Genomic DNA, 15847 nt, shown 5'->3' with positions numbered 1-15847 from the left:
TTTTTTATTTTTTATTATATTCCTCTATAATACTTTCTAATTTATCATTTAAAGATTTATTAGTTTCCTTTAAGTTCCATTTATTATTAAGTGCTTTTTCATTAACTTGAGTTGCCTCTGATGATACATTAATTGCCAATTCTCTATCTTTGTACTCATCTTTTTCATCACTTGGTATATTATCCTTTAATTGTACAGATTCTAATAAATAACTTGTTGTTTCTTTAGGTTCCAACACTTTATTATAGTAATAATATCCATTATTTCCTTTAATCCAATTTTTACTTATATCATTTGAAAAATTTAATTGAACTTGATTTGATGCAGAAACTATATTACCTATAATGTTTCCATTTTCATCTGTTTTTTCCCATTGTGGTGTTATTATTACTCTTACTAAAACTGGATTTTTGCCTGTATTTTCTATACATACTTTTTTCTTTACTGCTATAGTGGATAGGTTTTTTACTTCTTCTGAGTTCTTATCAAAATCTTCATTTATCTTAGTTTGTATGCTACCAATAGAAAATTTATTTTCTTTATTTTCTTTACTTGTAAAATAAGCCAAAGATATAGTAGTCGTTACAAAAACTAAAAATATTCCCAATATTAATAATACTTTCTTTTTCATTTAAGCTCACTCCATTTAATCTTTTGCTCTAATTAAGAAGTTTCTTCTTCTTTTCTTTTTTTAATACTAAAATACCTATCACCAACAATACTATTCCAATTAATATTAGAATTATGTAGTTATATCCTGTCTTAGGTAAAATCGCCTTAATTTTATTAACTGATTTTTCTAAAATTTTAGTTGAGTTATCCATTCCGTCATCTAAACTTGTTATTTCTTTATTGTCTTTAGTTCCTATTGCTGTAAAAATCCATTCATTTTCTATTTTTTTATTTTTATATTTATCATCTGCTTTTGGATCTAATGTTGCACTTACATCAAGCACCTTTTTTTCTCCTGGATATACTATTCCTAGATACATATTATTAATAGTACCATTTTGATTTTTCATAGTACTATTTGCTATATATTTATCTCCTTCTTTTATAGAAATATTTATAACCTCTCCTAAATCAACTTTTGGATTTTCCCCAATTTGATTAGATTTAAAATAAACTTTAAATGGTTCTTTTAAATTATTAAATATAGTAAGTTTACCACTTATTGAATCTCCAGGTAACATTCCATTTTTATTTAAAAAAACATCACTACTTTTATTATTACTAGTATAAACAAATTTAAATCCATCAGTTCCACTTGTAATACTAGGGGATGACAATTCTGCTGCCATCCCCTTAGTAGTTATACCCAAAAGAAGTGAAATTAATATTACTAAAACCTTAATTACGTTTTTCATAATATCACTCCTAAATTTCAATTAATAATTTATTTTATTATTTATTCTTATTATCTTCAGTAACTTTATTAACTTGAGGAGTGCTTTTATCTGCATCTACAGATGTATTATCTTGTGTTTTTCCAGTTGGTTGAAGAGCTTTTAATTTATTTAAAACATCATCTGGTACTCCTTGCCATACACTTCCTACAGCATTATTAGTTGCTTGAACAGCTTCTGCTGTTACATCTACTGTAAATCCATTTCCAAGTGCTGCTTTTTCAGTATCACTAGCTAAAGTTACTGAATCAAGTAATCTTGGAGTATTTGCTCCCTTTGTACCTTGTGGTTGTAAAACACCTATATAATAATAATATCCGTCTGAACCTTTAAACCATTGATTTTCTGTAATACTGCCTGATACATTCACTGTATTTAACAAAATATCATCTAAATCAGTATTATTTAATTGAGTATTTATACTTCCATCATTATTAACCCAATTTGGTGATAATTTAGCTCTAACAAATTGTGGATAATTTGCTGTACTATTAACTTGAACATCCTTATTTACTGTATCTCCAGGAATCATATTCTTTGCTTGATCCGGATCGAAGTTTTCATCTATGTCTATACCTGAATCTCCGCCTTTATCTTCTTTTCCTTGAGCTACTGTACTAAATGAGTTTTTCACTGTTTCCTTTGATGTAAAATAAGCTAATGATCCTACAGCTAATGATGCCACTACTACGACTGCTGCTATTGCACTAATAATCTTTTTCTTTTTCATTTGTTAATCCTCCATTTTCCTTTTTTTTATTTTTTTAGAATTTTTTGTAAGGATTAGCTAAGAAAATAAGCTAATCATGTAAAATTAGCCGGTTGCACTACTAGCTCCATATGTTCCAAGTGCCCATATACAGAACATACTTCGAAGCTTCTATAAAGTTTTAGTTTTTATCGCATTAGTCTATTAATATATTTTTATATAAAAAAAGACTAATCTATATTTAAAATAATATAAATTAGTCGGTTGCACTACTAGCTCCATATATTCCAAGTGCCCACATATAGAATATACTTCTTAGCTCCTAAATCTTGTTTATTATTACTAACTAAGAAGATATTACCATTTATAACTTTGCTATACAATACATTTTATATTTTTTTAAATTTGTTTATAATTTATTAAAAATATAAGTCTAATCCTAAACTATTTTATTGATTTACTCCTAGCCTTATCGATAATTACTCCAATTCCAAATAAAGCTAAAATAACTATTATTACTGCAATTAAATTTTTTTGAATAAATTGTGATACTTTACCTAAGTAAGGTATATGAAATACTACTTTACCTATAATTTGTCCTTCTTTAACTGATACTGGATCTGTTATTTTATTTGCATCACCTTTTGTTATAAATTCTGTTCCATTATCTATTACTTTATTTACTCTATGAGTTGTTATAGTTTCACCTGTTATTCCTCTAAAAGTTATTACATCTCCAGCTTTTATTGATTGATCAACCCCATTTTTAACTACAACTAAGCTTCCTGGATTAATATTTGGTTCCATACTTCCTGTCATTATGTAATATGTGCTATATCCAAATATACTTGGATGTTCTCCTTCTTTTTCACCCATTATATTACATACTGCAAGTACTAAAACTGCAATTATAAATAAATAAAATATAATATTAAAGATTATTGATATTGGACTTTTCTTTTTTCTTTCTTCTTTATTTTCCATGGTTCCCCCTAATAAATTTAATATTTATATATATTTTCCTAGTTTACTATATTTTTGTTAATATTTATTGTATTTTTAGTTTATAATCTATAAACATATAAAAATAGTTTTGTATTTTTATTTTTAGTAATAATTATAAACTATTATATTTTTATACTAAAAAAGAAGTTATCAATAATTTGATAACTTCTTTAAATCTTATCTTTTAATCCAGTCCCCACTGTTAACTTTTAATAATTTATCTTTTTTATTTAAAATAGACTTAGTATTGTATTTATAAAAATATGCTTTTTCTTTAGTCCCATTCTCTAAAGAAACCTCAACTATTTCTCTTAAATACTCTGAGTTATTATCTAATTCTTTAAAATTTTCAAGTTCATCTAACTCAACTAACGTTTTTTCAAAATCTTTAAACTCCATTAATTCTCCAGCAACTTCTTCATCCCCACAAATTACTGCTGGATATCCCTTATTTTCTATATGAAACAATTCCCCACAAATTGTTCCTTTATCTAACCCTTTAACCTTGCCATTTAATAGCTTCTCATAGTTGAACATCCCACTTCTAAGACTTCCGTAAACAAATACTTTATTCACTAACATATTTCTCCACCTATAGCTTTTATATCTTTATCGTATATAGTACAAGCTTCTACAGCTAATTCTAATCCTTTTACTATTTCATATAATGACATAAAAGGCATATTCTTTTTATCTAAAACTTGAGATGTTACATATGGTATGTGAATAAACCCACCTTTAATATTTGGATACTTTTTATCTATCATGTATAAAACCCCATACATTACATGATTACATACAAAAGTTCCTGCCGTATTTGAAAGTGTGCTTGGTATTCCATTTTTATTTAAATGTTTTACAATTCCCTTAACTGGTAAGCTTGAAAAATATGCAGCCTTTCCATCTTCTCTTATAACCTCATCCACAGGCTGATTTCCTTCATTATCTTTTATTCTAAAATCATTTATATTAATTGCAACTCTTTCTGGAGTTATATCAAATCTTCCTCCAGCTTGACCAATTGATATTACTACATCTGGTTTATGTTCTATTATAGCTTCTTCTATGGCTTTTAATGATTTTTCATATACAGTTGGTATTATAATCTTTATTACTTCTGCTCCATTTATATTATCTGAAACTCTATTTACAGCTTCTTGTGCTGGATTAATTTTTTCTCCTCCGAAAGGATCAAATCCTGTTAATAATATTTTCAATTTAATTCCTCCTTTGTTACTATACCCTTATGTTTTTAAAATGCTAAGAAGTACATAGCAAATATGTGTACAACTAGTAATATTATAGCTGTTGGTATTTGTGCCTTGATTACTTCATTTTGATCTTTACACTCTAATAATGCAGATGGCACTATATTGAAGTTTGCAGCCATTGGTGTTAAAAGTGTTCCGCAATATCCAGCCGTAAGCGCTAATGCTCCAACTATTACTGGATTTGCTCCTTGAGCTAATACAAAAGGTACTCCTATACCTGCTGTAATTACTGAAAATGCTGCGAATGCATTTCCCATAACCATTGTAAATAATGCCATTCCAAGCACGTATGCAACTACTCCAAAAAATCTATTATCTTGTGGTACTACCCCTGAAATATATTGTGATATAACTTCACCAACACCAGCTTGTGTAAATAATGCTCCAAGTGCAACAAGTAATTGTGGTAACATACTTGTTGGACCCATTTGGTGAAGAAGTCTTGCTCCATCATTAACTGCTTCTTTAGGTTTAGCCTTTGTTATTGCAAAAGCTGCCACCATTGCAGCTATTGCTCCAACTCCAATTGCAAATTGTGATGAATTTTTGTAATCAGATAATCCCATTGCTACTATAACTGCCGCAAAAGCTAATACTAATGAAGGAGTAAATATCTTACTTTTAATTCTTTCTGATGCTTTTTGTCCTTCCTCTTCAGTTGCTGTATCATACTTTGCAAATACAACCTTTTTAGAAACTGTTAATAAACTTGATAATACTAATATTCCACCAGTCACATTATAAGGAAGTAACTTTCCAAATATAAATGGTATAGCCATCATAAACCAAAATAATGCTGTAAAATATCTTTTATTTGAATCTATAGTTTTAAATGACTTATATGCTATTACAAGCATAAACAAGCCCATTGTTACATAAAAAATCTCTAAAGCTACATTTATAAACTGTTGCATATTTCTCCTCCTCTTTAGTTTAAACTATTTCTTTGAATATTTTCTTGCCATTTTTTTATCATATAAATAGTTTTGTAATAATGAAACTAAGAAAGCCACTAAAGCCATTATTATACTAGCTTTTGCTATACTTAACGCTGTAACATTATATCCAAACTCTGTTAATGTACTTGATATTAATAAAACTCCTGAACTTCCTGCAAAAAGATTTTGACCAAAGAAGTTACCATAGTTTTCTGATGCTGCTGATAAAGCCTTTATTTTTTCTTCATCTTCTTCATCTATATTATTATATTTATTTTTAGCTGCTGCTTGAGCCATTGGATTAACAAGTGGTCTAACAAACTGAGGATGTCCACTTATTCTAATTGAAAGAGCTCCTGTAATTTGTCTTATAGCTGTATATGCTGTTAAAACTCCTCCTGTAGTAAGCTTGCCCAATTTCCTAACTAAGTAAATTGCCCTTTGCCTTAATCCATATCTTTCTAATACTCCGATTACTGGTAATGTTAATATGAATAATGAAACAGCTCTGTTTGATACAAATGATTGACCAAGAACTGTTAAAATTTCGTTTAAATCCATTCCTGCAACAAATCCAGTTGCAAGTCCTGCTACTAAAACTGTAAATAAAGTTTCTAATTTAAATACAAAACCTAATATTACAATTAAAACTCCAATTAGCTTTATCATTTATTCCTCTCACTCCATTTCTCATAAGTTTTACAAAAAGTTTAATTATTTTATATCTTGTTTAAAATAATATATTATTTTGTTTAAAACTTCAATACAATTTTAACATTTAGTTCATATTTTGTAACATTTTATTACTATTATAGCTTTATATAACTATAGTGTATTATTTTATTACATCATAATATTAATAATTATTGTAAAATTATTATTTATATCTCATAATATATTTATCGATAAACATATAACTTGGAGGTAATATTATGAAAAAAGTTTATTTAGCAAGTCCATTTTTCAATGATGATGAGCTTAATAGAATGAAAAGTGTTCTTAAAGTATTGAGAGAAGAAAAAGAATTTGACGTATTTGCACCCTACGAACTTAAAAGCGAATTAGAATTTGGTTCATTAGAATGGAGACATGAAACATTTTTAGCTGATACTGAAAACATAAAATCAGCTGATATTGTTGTTGCTATTATAAGTAACGGTAATTATTCAGATAGTGGTACTGCTTGGGAATGTGGATATTCACATGCTATAGGTAAACCAGTTATAGTTGTTAATTTAACTGGTAAGCCAGTAAACTTAATGATAAGTGATAGCTTACATGCTTATATAGATTCAATAGATAAACTTAGAAATTATGATTTTGAAAAATTAGAAAAAAGTTCTTACATAGGAAAGGTATTTTAAACTTAAATATAAAACGCTATATCAAAAGATATACATTAACTTCTTTTGATATAGCGTTTATTATTCTTCTTCAGAATCTTTATTTTCAATTTCAACATTTTTATATTTTTTTAATCTAATCCTACTCAATTCTCTATCTTCATCATTAAAAAGTTTTTTATATTTTTCATTAAGAATAAGTCTCTCTATTGTTAAATCTTCCATACCATTTTTCATTAACAATTCTAATCCATATGTATCTCGATCTTCTTTTACAATGAATTTAGCTGCATTTATAGCTCCTTTATTATTTATCATTTTTAAAAGATCATTTAACTTATAATTTAATTTTAAATCTACTTCTCTATATATGTTTATTACATCAGTATAAAATTCAAATCCGTTCATTATATCCTCCTAAACTTAATTTTTGTCATATTATTAAGTATACTATTTAAAATACTTTCTTCAATATGTATTATTACATTAATATTAATAATTGCTATATCCAGTATAAACATTAGACAATACATAATTGATATAATCATTAGTTATATACGAATTGTTTCCAAAAAGAAGTCCATATTCACCATAAAGCCTACTTAATATTAAAACTATATAATAATTTATTGGACTTATTACATAGTTACTATAATAAAAAGGCAATATAGCATTTGAATTTGATATGGCATAACTTAATGATGGTGTAAATGAATTTTCTATTTCATAATCATTATTTAATATTTCTTTTATAAATTTATCTGCATTGCAATCATCATGAATTTTTTTTAAAGTATCATATTTAATATTCCCTTTTTGTATTTCATTAATAAATATCCCAATAAAAAAATTATATGAACTAATTTGAATATGCCCAATAGAATTACTCATAAAGGTACTTGGATCTGCTGGATCATACTCTACATTAGAATTTTTATTTGTACTAATATCAAAACTTAAGAAAAAATATAATCTATTATTATTTCTATATATTATTTTTCCATCCTTTATTATAGGATTGATATTACCTAAAAATTGAGCACAAGGTGGCAAACTGGTATCATCAAATATATCACAGCATATTTTTCTCCTTCTTTTTCCCATATTATTCCCCTTACACTTAATATACTTTATATTATGAATGTAATAATATTTTATGCAAAAAAGTTTGCACTAATATTTTATTTAGTACAAACTTTTTTATTATTTTTCTAAGTTTCCATTATAACTTCCTGTTCCGCCAGAAACATTTATTATTTTATATCCCTCTTTATCTAAAGCACTACAAGCTCTACTACTTCTTGCTCCTGATTGACATATTATATAATATTCTTTATCTTTATTTAAATATTTATCTGGATTTGAAATGATATTTTCCATTGGTATATTTTTTGCATTAGGTAAATGACCACTTTTATATTCATAAGGCTCCCTAATATCTATTAAATCTATTGATTTAAGTTTATTTTCTAATTCATTTACATTTACAGATTTATAATTTTTATTAAATACTGAAAACATAGTCTTCCTCCTTTTTATTTGAAGTTTTAAATATATTCTTCTACAAATACTGAATTCTATGCTTTTATTATATACTCTCATAATTATATTTTAATATTATCATTTGCATGTTAATAAAAAATTCTCTTTATTAAAAACTATCTTAAATAAAAAATATAGTTTATTTTTAAAGCAATTTTCCAATAATAAATTAAAATTATAATTTAAAATAAAAATAAAGGTACGAGAATAAATTCTCGCACCTTTATTTTATAATAAATTTCCATATTTTCTTATATATATTTTCTTAACAACATTTACCAAAATCATATAAGCTAATATTGTTACTGCTAAATATGCAAAATATATTGGTGGCATTGCTGCCATATCTAGAATTCTTCCAAGTGGAGTATATGGAATAACTGTTCCAACTAATATTGCAAGTCCTGTAAATAAGAATACTGGACCTGATGCTCTACTTTGAATAAATGGAATTTTTGGTGTTCTTATCATGTGTATTACTAAAGTTTGTGTCCATAATGATTCTACAAACCAACCAGCATTAAATAATGCTACAAATAATACATTGTTAACTCCTGGATCTCCATAATGTCCACCTGCTACTAATGGACATATTACAAAATATAAAAGAGCATAAGTTGTTATATCAAATATTGAGCTTGTTGGTCCAAACCATACCATAAAGCTTCCAATAGATGAAGCATCCCATTTACGTGGTTTTCTTAAGTATTCCATATCAACTCTATCCCATGGAACTGCTATACATGAAATATCATATATAAGATTTAATACTAATATTTGAATTGGTAGCATTGGTAAAAATGGTAAGAATGCACTTGCAACTAACACACTAAACATATTACCGAAGTTAGAACTTGCTGTCATTTTTATATATTTTATTATATTAGCAAAAGTCTTACGTCCTTCAACAACACCTTTTCCAAGTACCATAAGATTCTTTTCTAAAAGAATTATATCTGCTGATTCTTTTGCTATATCTACTGCTGTATCTACTGAAATACCAACATCTGCCTTCTTCATTGCTGGAGCATCATTTATACCATCTCCCATGAATCCAACAACATGTCCATCATCTCTTAATACTGAAACAATTCTTGCTTTTTGACTTGGTGATAATTTTGCAAAAACATTTGTATGTCTAACTATTTTTTTAAGTTCTTCATCTGTCATATCTTCAATTTCTGAACCTAATAAAATATTTTTAACATTTATTCCAACTTGACTACATACATATTTAGTTACTTTTTCATTATCCCCAGTTAATACTTTAACTTCTACTCCATATTCATGTAAGAATTCTATAGAATCTTTTGATGATTCTTTTGGTGGATCTAAAAAGCTTATATATCCCATAAGAACCATATTGCTTTCATCTTTTATAGAAAAACTACCTTCTGGTGATGGATTATTTTTTTGTGATACTGCAACTACTCTCATACCATTTGCATTAAGATTACTAACAGTTTCTAATATTTCTTCTCTTAATTCCTCTGTTAATTCTACTATTTCACCTTTATATTCTGCATATGAAGATATTTCAAGCATTTCCTCAACTGCACCTTTTGTTATAAGTTGTGTTTTTCCACTCTTGTCTTTCAATACAACAGACATTCTTCTACGTGAAAAATCAAAAGGAATTTCATCAACCTTTGTATATTTTTCACTTAAGTTATCAAAACCTTCTTCATCACCATATTGAAGTATTGCAACATCAAGTAAGTTTTTAAGACCTGTTTGAAAATAACTATTTAAATATCCATGCTTAAGAACTCTAATATCTTCATTTCCATGTATATCAAGATGATTTTCTAAAACTATTCTATCTTCTGTAAGTGTACCTGTTTTATCTGTGCAAAGTATATCCATAGCACCAAAGTTTTGTATTGAATTTAAATTTTTAACTATTGTTTTATACTTTGACATTTTAACTGCACCTTTTGCAAGGTTTGTTGTAACTATCATTGGAAGCATTTCTGGAGTTAATCCAACTGCTACTGATAATGCAAATAAAAATGCTTCAACCCAATTGCCTTTTGTAATTCCATTAATAACAAATACTACAGGAACCATAATTGCCATAAATCTTATTAATACGAAACTTACTGAGTTTACACCTTTATCAAAACTTGTCATTTCTTTTTTTTCAGTTATAACATTTGCCATACTTCCAAGTACTGTATCATTGCCTGTACTTAATACAACGGCTATTGCAGTACCACTTATAATATTAGTTCCCATAAAAGCTAAATTTTCTAATTCAAAGTTACTTTTTATATCTTTAGTTTTAGTTTCTTCTGATAACTCACCATATTTTTCTACAGCTTCTGATTCTCCAGTCATTGCTGATTCACTTACAAATAAGTCTTTTGCAAAAATAATTCTTACATCTGCTGGAATCATATCACCTGCATTAAGCTTTATTACATCGCCCTTAACTATTTCATCCATAGGAATTTCAATAGTTTTACCACCTCTAACAACTGTTGCTGTTGTTTCAATCATCTCTTTAAGCTTTTCACCAGCTTTGTTAGATTTACCTTCTTGTACTATACGTAAAACTCCACTAATTGTTACCATAACTACAATTATAATTACAGTAGTTAAATCTTTATTTTGTGGAGCTGGAATAACATAATCAGTAAAAAATGATACTATTGCTAATAATATTAATACTAATGAAAATGGATTTATAAATGCGTCAAAAAGTCTTTTATACCATGTTACTCCTTCACCATAACTAATTTTATTATATCCGTATTCTTCTATTCTTCTTTGGGCTTCTTCATTTTCTAACCCTTCTATTCTTGTATCTAGTTTCTTGAAAAAATCATTTTTTTCTAATAATCCAAATTGAATTAATTTTTTGTTTGCTTCTTCTTTTTTTAAATTAATTTTTTTATTTAAATTTTTTTCCTTTAATAATTTCATTTTAAAACCCTCCTTACTTTTTAATAGTAATGAGAATTGGGCGTAAAAAAACCTGCCAAACTAAATATATTAGTAAGACAGGCATCCTTAATTTTCTAAGCATCTATATTTTTAGGCAAAACAAATAAACCAGATACTGGCCTCGTATTTTTTAATAGATTATTTTTGTTTTGCTTTATCAAATATAGGCTTCTCAGGTGCCCATCTATTCCCAAATGACTACTCCCAGTTTCCAATTTATTCTCACCTCACTTATTTCTTAAAATATATAATTTTTAAAAATAAAAAAATCCTTATTCTACGCGAAGCAAAACAAGGATAATAAAATCTTAATAAAATTAACCCGTTCAAGCTTCAACTCCGTAGGGCAATGAAATTGCATTAGAATACGCCTTGAATTCGACGTATACTGCTAACCATCAAAATAGTGTCTCCATTATTTCGCGGCAGCAACCCGTATCCCTATGGTAGCCTCACCTACCGAGAACTTATTCAATTTATAAAAATTACTTTATATGATGCCATTATATTCTCTAAATCAAATTTCGTCAACAAGAAATTATTACTTTAATACAATTGTAACTTTTCATTAATCTTTGTTAAATTTGTACTTATTTTTATATTAATTTAAATTTTTATCTGATTATTACTCACTTTTGAAAAGTTTTTCTATAATATTTTTTGTTAATATTTAATTATTGAAAACCTTTCTAATTGTAAAAATCGAACTCCTTTTGTATAATCTATTGTATAACATTTAACAATATTTAATTAAAAGGAGAAAAAAATTGAATATTTTAGTAGTTGATGATGAAATTAGTATTTTACAACTTATAAAAATGAATTTAGAGTTACAAAATTACGATGTTATTACAGCAACATGTGGTAATGAAGCTTTAGATCTTATTATTAAAAATAAACCAGATATAATAATATTAGATGCCATGCTTCCTGATATTAGTGGCTTTGAACTTATTAATAAAATTAAATTAATTAAAGATGTACCAATAATAATGCTTACAGCTAAAGATGATATTAATGATAAAATATTAGGATTTAGACTTGGAGCAGAAGACTATATTACTAAACCATTTAATAGTACTGAATTACTACTTAGAGTAAAGGTTATCTCAAAAAGATTAGATAAGACTTCTGAGGAAAAAACTACTCTACTTTCATTTGGAAAACTTGAAATAAATCCTATTGAAAGAAAGGTTTCTATAAATTCTAATTATGTAGATTTAACATTTAAAGAATTTGAAGTATTACTTTGTCTTTCTGAAAATAAAGGTAGAGTATTTAGCCGTGAAGATTTACTAAATAAAATTTGGGGATATGATTTTGAAGGAACAACAAGAGCTGTAGATATTTTAATTCAAAGACTTAGAAAAAAATTAGGTCCTTGCCAAGGATACATTAAAACTTTATATAAAGCAGGATATAAATTTGATATCGAAGATGAATCTAACTCTTAAACAAAAAATAATTTTAACTAACATATCAATTTTAATCCCTATCATAGCTTTTATATACATAATAACCTTCAATACTCTTTCTGAAAATTTATTGGACAATTCTCTCCAATATTTGCTTAAAGAAAATATTACAATGGGCGCTTACATAGAAAATTTATTAGAATCAAATAAAAATCCAAATAAAGAGGAAGTTTTTAAATCACTTTCCCCATTTATTGCCACTAACTTAAGTAATAGATTTGATACTAGAGTTCAAATAATAAGTAATTCTGGGCAAATATTTTATGATTCAGATAAAAATCAAGTAAGTCTTTATAATTCAGATGTAGATAAAGCATTAGAAGGTTCAGAAGCTTACATAATAAAAAAAATAGATGGTGTTCCTTATATATTCTTATCTACACCAATATTTTATAAAAATGCTAATTGCGGTGTATTAAGACTTATACTAAAAAATGATTCTTATGCAAATATACTAAACAATACATTAATAATAATGATTTTAGTTAGCCTAATTTCATTAGGTATAGGTATAGTACTTATATATAATTTTTCAAAAGAATTAGTAACACCACTTCTTATGCTAAAAAACAAAACCCATGAAATTGCTAATGGTAATTTTGGTGAAAAAATAGAAATAAAAAGTGGAGATGAAGTAGAAGATTTAGCAAATACATTTAATATAATGAGCGAAAATATAGATACTTATGTTAAAGAATTAAAATCTGCAAAAATTAAACAAAAAAACTTCTTTGACAATATATCTCATGAATTTAAAACGCCTTTAACTGCAATAATTGGGTTTTCTGAAATAATTCCTAAATTATCAGATAAAGAAAAAATAATACATAGTTCTTCTCTCATTGAAAAAGAAGGAAGAAGATTATTATCTTTAGTTGAAGAAATATTAACTATATCAAAAGGTAATAAAGAAAACTTTTCAATTGAATCAACTTATATAGATATAAAAGCTTTAATTGATGAATGTTTATCTATTTTAAGTGTAAATCTTCAAAAATATCATATTCAAGTAATAAAAAATTACGATAATCTTTTTATATATGGTGATTATGATAAAACAAAACAAGTTTTTATAAATATATTAATTAATTCAATTAAATACAGCGGATGCGAAACTATAAATATATCATCAAAAAATCTTTCTGATAAAATCGAAATTTCTATATCAGATGATGGTATAGGATTTGATGTAGATAATATAAAAAATTTAAAGAATATAAAAGGGAATGGTCTTGGACTTAATATCTGCAAAGAAATATTATCTACTCAAAATGGAAGTTTTAAAATTGAAAGTGTTCTAGATGAAGGAACAACTGTAACACTAACATTTTTTAAACAAAGTAAATAGGATTTTATTATAAAAGAAAGGATTTTTTTATGAATAAAAATTTTAAAAATATATTTATGTTATATATAACTTTTATAGTTGTCATTTTATTTATTTTATTTTATTCAAGTAAAGCTCTTTATAATAATTTAACAGTTATAGATAGCTCTAATTCAAACAAAAAAGTTTTTTCAACTAAAGTTCCAACAAAAATAAATATACATAATAAATATTTAGGCACTACTACATCAACTGATAACTTACTTATGAATGATGTAGTTCAATATTTCAATAATATAACATCTTCTAAAATGCCTAATGATACTGATGTTAAAGATACTAATGTTATAACTATATCAGGTGAAATATTTTATTCAAATGGAACTTCTGAAAAATATAAAATAAATAACTGTTTAACTATTGAAAATAAAAAATTTTATGATGATTCATATTTAATAAATACTCTAAGAAATACTCTATTTAACAACTTATATACATATACAAACATATTAAATATATTAAAATCTCCTAAGGCAAAAATTATTTATGAAAAAGGAAACTCTTCTTATGTACTTAATAAAGAAGTAAAAACTAACTTACTAAATCACTTAAATAAATTTAGCACTATGAAAGATAATAAAGATTTTCTAAATACAGACCTTAATGAAAAACCAAAAGGAATATTAAAAACTTTTATAGACGGAGCAGATAATAATAATTCAAATAACACCATATATATTGCTATATATAAAAATTATTTAGCAATTCAATATTTAGGTGATGAAAATGGAAAAAATATTTATGTTAAAGGTGAATTAAATGAAAAAGATTTTAAATAAAAAAATTATAATTATCTTTTTTATACTTGTATCATTCCTTTTTATCGTATTTACTTTTAAGCCTAAGGATAATAAAAAGGAGAAATTCAACCTAAAAGGAAAACACTTAACAGTTTATGTAGCATTAAGAGAAGAAGAAGCTATATCCCTTTTAGAAAAATTTAAAAAAGAAACCGGTTGTACATATGAATGTATAAAACTCCCTACAGAAGAAGCTGTAAATAAAATATTGGCTGAAAAAGAAAAACCAAATGGAGATATATTCATAGGAGGAAGTTGTGATGCCTATGAAATTTTAAAATCAAGTGGTGCTTTAGCAAAGTACAAATCTCCAAATTCTAATGATATACCACTTAAATATAAAGATTCAGATGATTATTGGACTGGATTTCAAATTGATACATTAGCAATAGGAATAAATAAAAAAATTTGGGATAAAAACTTTAAAAGTAAAGGTATTGAACTTCCTAAAACTTTTAATGATTTATTAGGAAAAGATTATAAAGGACAAATAATAATGCCTAATCCTGAAACTTCAGGAACAGGTTATACATTTTTAGCATCACTTTATCAAAAGTTAGGTGAAAAAAATTATAAAAATTATTTATCTAAATTCACCAAAAATGTTCCTGCATATACTGTAAGCGGATTTAATTCAATACAGAGAGTTTCATCAGGTGAATATGCAGTTACTATAAATTTTTTAGGTGATCAATTACTTCAAAGTAAATTTAATAAAGATATAATAAGTATAGTTCCTAAAGATACTGGTTGGAATGTTGATTCAGTTGCTGAACTTAAAAATTGTATAAATAAAGATGCAGCAGAAAGTTTTATAGATTTTATATTATCAAAAGAAGTTTCAGATAATTTATCTAATTATTCAAAGGCAACATCAACAAAAGAAAACAACAAAAACATATATAATACTATATTTTTAAATTATGACTTTGATAAGGCAGCCATGGACCGTAACAAAATTATGAATTTATTTAACAATAGTATAAATAAATAGTTAAAAAAAACAACAAAATCTCCTAAAT

At 25.9% G+C, this 15847-nt stretch carries 17 protein-coding genes and 3 riboswitches; of the genes, 5 read left to right on the top strand and 12 right to left on the bottom strand.

What is annotated here, in order from left to right; all coding sequences use genetic code 11:
• Nucleotides 1-4: 4 nt before the first annotated feature.
• The 8 genes from O212_RS0106725 to O212_RS0106690 form a co-directional block, all read right to left on the bottom strand.
• Nucleotides 5-631 (bottom strand): BsaA family SipW-dependent biofilm matrix protein, encoded by a 627-nt coding sequence (locus O212_RS0106725; RefSeq protein WP_024614360.1) that lies wholly within the window; start codon nt 629-631, stop codon nt 5-7.
• 28 nt (nt 632-659) lie between these two features.
• Nucleotides 660-1367: an LPXTG cell wall anchor domain-containing protein gene (locus O212_RS0106720; protein WP_024614359.1), complete on the bottom strand. Its 708-nt coding sequence runs from the start codon at nt 1365-1367 to the stop codon at nt 660-662.
• A 37-nt stretch (nt 1368-1404) separates the two neighbouring features.
• On the bottom strand, nt 1405-2136 hold the full coding sequence (locus tag O212_RS0106715) for a BsaA family SipW-dependent biofilm matrix protein (RefSeq protein WP_024614358.1): 732 nt from the start codon (nt 2134-2136) through the stop codon (nt 1405-1407).
• 80 nt (nt 2137-2216) lie between these two features.
• Nucleotides 2217-2297, bottom strand: a riboswitch (cyclic di-GMP riboswitch).
• 67 nt (nt 2298-2364) lie between these two features.
• Nucleotides 2365-2448: riboswitch (cyclic di-GMP riboswitch) on the bottom strand.
• A gap of 111 nt (nt 2449-2559) precedes the next feature.
• The gene (locus tag O212_RS0106710; protein ID WP_024614357.1) at nt 2560-3099 is read right to left on the bottom strand and encodes a signal peptidase I; all 540 of its coding nucleotides are present in this window, start codon (nt 3097-3099) and stop codon (nt 2560-2562) included.
• A 198-nt stretch (nt 3100-3297) separates the two neighbouring features.
• Nucleotides 3298-3702, bottom strand: coding sequence for a gamma-glutamylcyclotransferase family protein (locus O212_RS0106705; protein ID WP_029699222.1), 405 nt, complete (start codon nt 3700-3702; stop codon nt 3298-3300).
• The gene (gene pcp / locus O212_RS0106700; RefSeq protein WP_024614356.1) at nt 3696-4337 is read right to left on the bottom strand and encodes a pyroglutamyl-peptidase I; all 642 of its coding nucleotides are present in this window, start codon (nt 4335-4337) and stop codon (nt 3696-3698) included. Before pcp ends, O212_RS0106705 begins: the two co-directional genes overlap by 7 nt.
• Nucleotides 4338-4372: 35 nt before the next feature.
• Nucleotides 4373-5305, bottom strand: coding sequence for a DUF979 domain-containing protein (locus tag O212_RS0106695; RefSeq protein WP_024614355.1), 933 nt, complete (start codon nt 5303-5305; stop codon nt 4373-4375).
• A 24-nt stretch (nt 5306-5329) separates the two neighbouring features.
• On the bottom strand, nt 5330-5995 hold the full coding sequence (locus tag O212_RS0106690; protein ID WP_347452293.1) for a DUF969 domain-containing protein: 666 nt from the start codon (nt 5993-5995) through the stop codon (nt 5330-5332).
• A 266-nt stretch (nt 5996-6261) separates the two neighbouring features.
• On the opposite strand from O212_RS0106690, the gene O212_RS0106685 reads away from it, so the two are divergent.
• Nucleotides 6262-6693, top strand: a complete 432-nt coding sequence (locus O212_RS0106685; protein WP_024614353.1) for a nucleoside 2-deoxyribosyltransferase — start codon at nt 6262-6264, stop codon at nt 6691-6693.
• 60 nt (nt 6694-6753) lie between these two features.
• On the opposite strand, the gene O212_RS0106680 is transcribed toward O212_RS0106685, so the two are convergent.
• The 4 genes from O212_RS0106680 to mgtA all read right to left on the bottom strand — a co-directional run bounded on the left by O212_RS0106680 (nt 6754) and on the right by mgtA (nt 11142).
• Nucleotides 6754-7080, bottom strand: a complete 327-nt coding sequence (locus O212_RS0106680; RefSeq protein ID WP_024614352.1) for a hypothetical protein — start codon at nt 7078-7080, stop codon at nt 6754-6756.
• 84 nt (nt 7081-7164) lie between these two features.
• Entirely contained in the window at nt 7165-7776 is a 612-nt protein-coding gene (locus O212_RS0106675; RefSeq protein ID WP_024614351.1) for a hypothetical protein, read from the bottom strand.
• 99 nt (nt 7777-7875) lie between these two features.
• Nucleotides 7876-8193 carry a rhodanese-like domain-containing protein gene (locus tag O212_RS0106670; RefSeq protein WP_024614350.1) on the bottom strand — a complete coding sequence of 106 codons (318 nt, stop codon included), beginning with the start codon at nt 8191-8193 and terminating at the stop codon, nt 7876-7878.
• Between the two features lie 249 nt (nt 8194-8442).
• Nucleotides 8443-11142 carry a magnesium-translocating P-type ATPase gene (mgtA, locus tag O212_RS0106665; protein ID WP_024614349.1) on the bottom strand — a complete coding sequence of 900 codons (2700 nt, stop codon included), beginning with the start codon at nt 11140-11142 and terminating at the stop codon, nt 8443-8445.
• A gap of 333 nt (nt 11143-11475) precedes the next feature.
• Nucleotides 11476-11634, bottom strand: a riboswitch (M-box (ykoK) riboswitch).
• Nucleotides 11635-11930: 296 nt separating this feature from the next.
• Between mgtA and O212_RS0106655 the strand changes: the two genes are divergently transcribed.
• The 4 genes from O212_RS0106655 (at nt 11931) to O212_RS0106640 (ending at nt 15819) form a co-directional block, all read left to right on the top strand.
• Complete coding sequence (locus O212_RS0106655) at nt 11931-12617, top strand: response regulator transcription factor (RefSeq protein ID WP_024614348.1); 687 nt, start codon at nt 11931-11933, stop codon at nt 12615-12617.
• A gap of 133 nt (nt 12618-12750) precedes the next feature.
• On the top strand, nt 12751-13986 hold the full coding sequence (locus tag O212_RS0106650) for a HAMP domain-containing sensor histidine kinase (protein WP_242829562.1): 1236 nt from the start codon (nt 12751-12753) through the stop codon (nt 13984-13986).
• A gap of 29 nt (nt 13987-14015) precedes the next feature.
• The gene (locus O212_RS0106645; protein ID WP_024614346.1) at nt 14016-14804 is read left to right on the top strand and encodes a DUF3919 family protein; all 789 of its coding nucleotides are present in this window, start codon (nt 14016-14018) and stop codon (nt 14802-14804) included.
• Nucleotides 14785-15819 (top strand): ABC transporter substrate-binding protein, encoded by a 1035-nt coding sequence (locus tag O212_RS0106640; protein WP_024614345.1) that lies wholly within the window; start codon nt 14785-14787, stop codon nt 15817-15819. The genes O212_RS0106645 and O212_RS0106640 overlap by 20 nt, the downstream gene beginning before the upstream one ends.
• Nucleotides 15820-15847 lie beyond the last annotated feature (28 nt).

The organism is Clostridium sp. Ade.TY, from assembly GCF_000498355.1.
Classification (GTDB): Bacteria; Bacillota; Clostridia; order Clostridiales; family Clostridiaceae; genus Clostridium.
The sequence above is the reverse complement of the archived record's forward strand: the minus strand, read 5'-3'. Positions and strand labels throughout refer to the sequence as shown.

Bases quoted from the DNA above. Each gene is read 5' to 3' on its own strand.
- O212_RS0106725 (WP_024614360.1), bottom strand. From the start codon at position 631: ATGAAAAAGAAAGTATTATTAATATTGGGAATATTTTTAGTTTTTGTA.
- O212_RS0106720 (WP_024614359.1), bottom strand. From the start codon at position 1,367: ATGAAAAACGTAATTAAGGTTTTAGTAATATTAATTTCACTTCTTTTG.
- O212_RS0106715 (WP_024614358.1), bottom strand. From the start codon at position 2,136: ATGAAAAAGAAAAAGATTATTAGTGCAATAGCAGCAGTCGTAGTAGTG.
- O212_RS0106710 (WP_024614357.1), bottom strand. From the start codon at position 3,099: ATGGAAAATAAAGAAGAAAGAAAAAAGAAAAGTCCAATATCAATAATC.
- O212_RS0106705 (WP_029699222.1), bottom strand. From the start codon at position 3,702: ATGTTAGTGAATAAAGTATTTGTTTACGGAAGTCTTAGAAGTGGGATG.
- O212_RS0106695 (WP_024614355.1), bottom strand. From the start codon at position 5,305: ATGCAACAGTTTATAAATGTAGCTTTAGAGATTTTTTATGTAACAATG.
- O212_RS0106685 (WP_024614353.1), top strand. From the start codon at position 6,262: ATGAAAAAAGTTTATTTAGCAAGTCCATTTTTCAATGATGATGAGCTT.
- O212_RS0106680 (WP_024614352.1), bottom strand. From the start codon at position 7,080: ATGAACGGATTTGAATTTTATACTGATGTAATAAACATATATAGAGAA.
- O212_RS0106675 (WP_024614351.1), bottom strand. From the start codon at position 7,776: ATGGGAAAAAGAAGGAGAAAAATATGCTGTGATATATTTGATGATACC.
- O212_RS0106670 (WP_024614350.1), bottom strand. From the start codon at position 8,193: ATGTTTTCAGTATTTAATAAAAATTATAAATCTGTAAATGTAAATGAA.
- mgtA (WP_024614349.1), bottom strand. From the start codon at position 11,142: ATGAAATTATTAAAGGAAAAAAATTTAAATAAAAAAATTAATTTAAAA.
- O212_RS0106650 (WP_242829562.1), top strand. From the start codon at position 12,751: ATGGGCGCTTACATAGAAAATTTATTAGAATCAAATAAAAATCCAAAT.
- O212_RS0106645 (WP_024614346.1), top strand. From the start codon at position 14,016: ATGAATAAAAATTTTAAAAATATATTTATGTTATATATAACTTTTATA.
- O212_RS0106640 (WP_024614345.1), top strand. From the start codon at position 14,785: ATGAAAAAGATTTTAAATAAAAAAATTATAATTATCTTTTTTATACTT.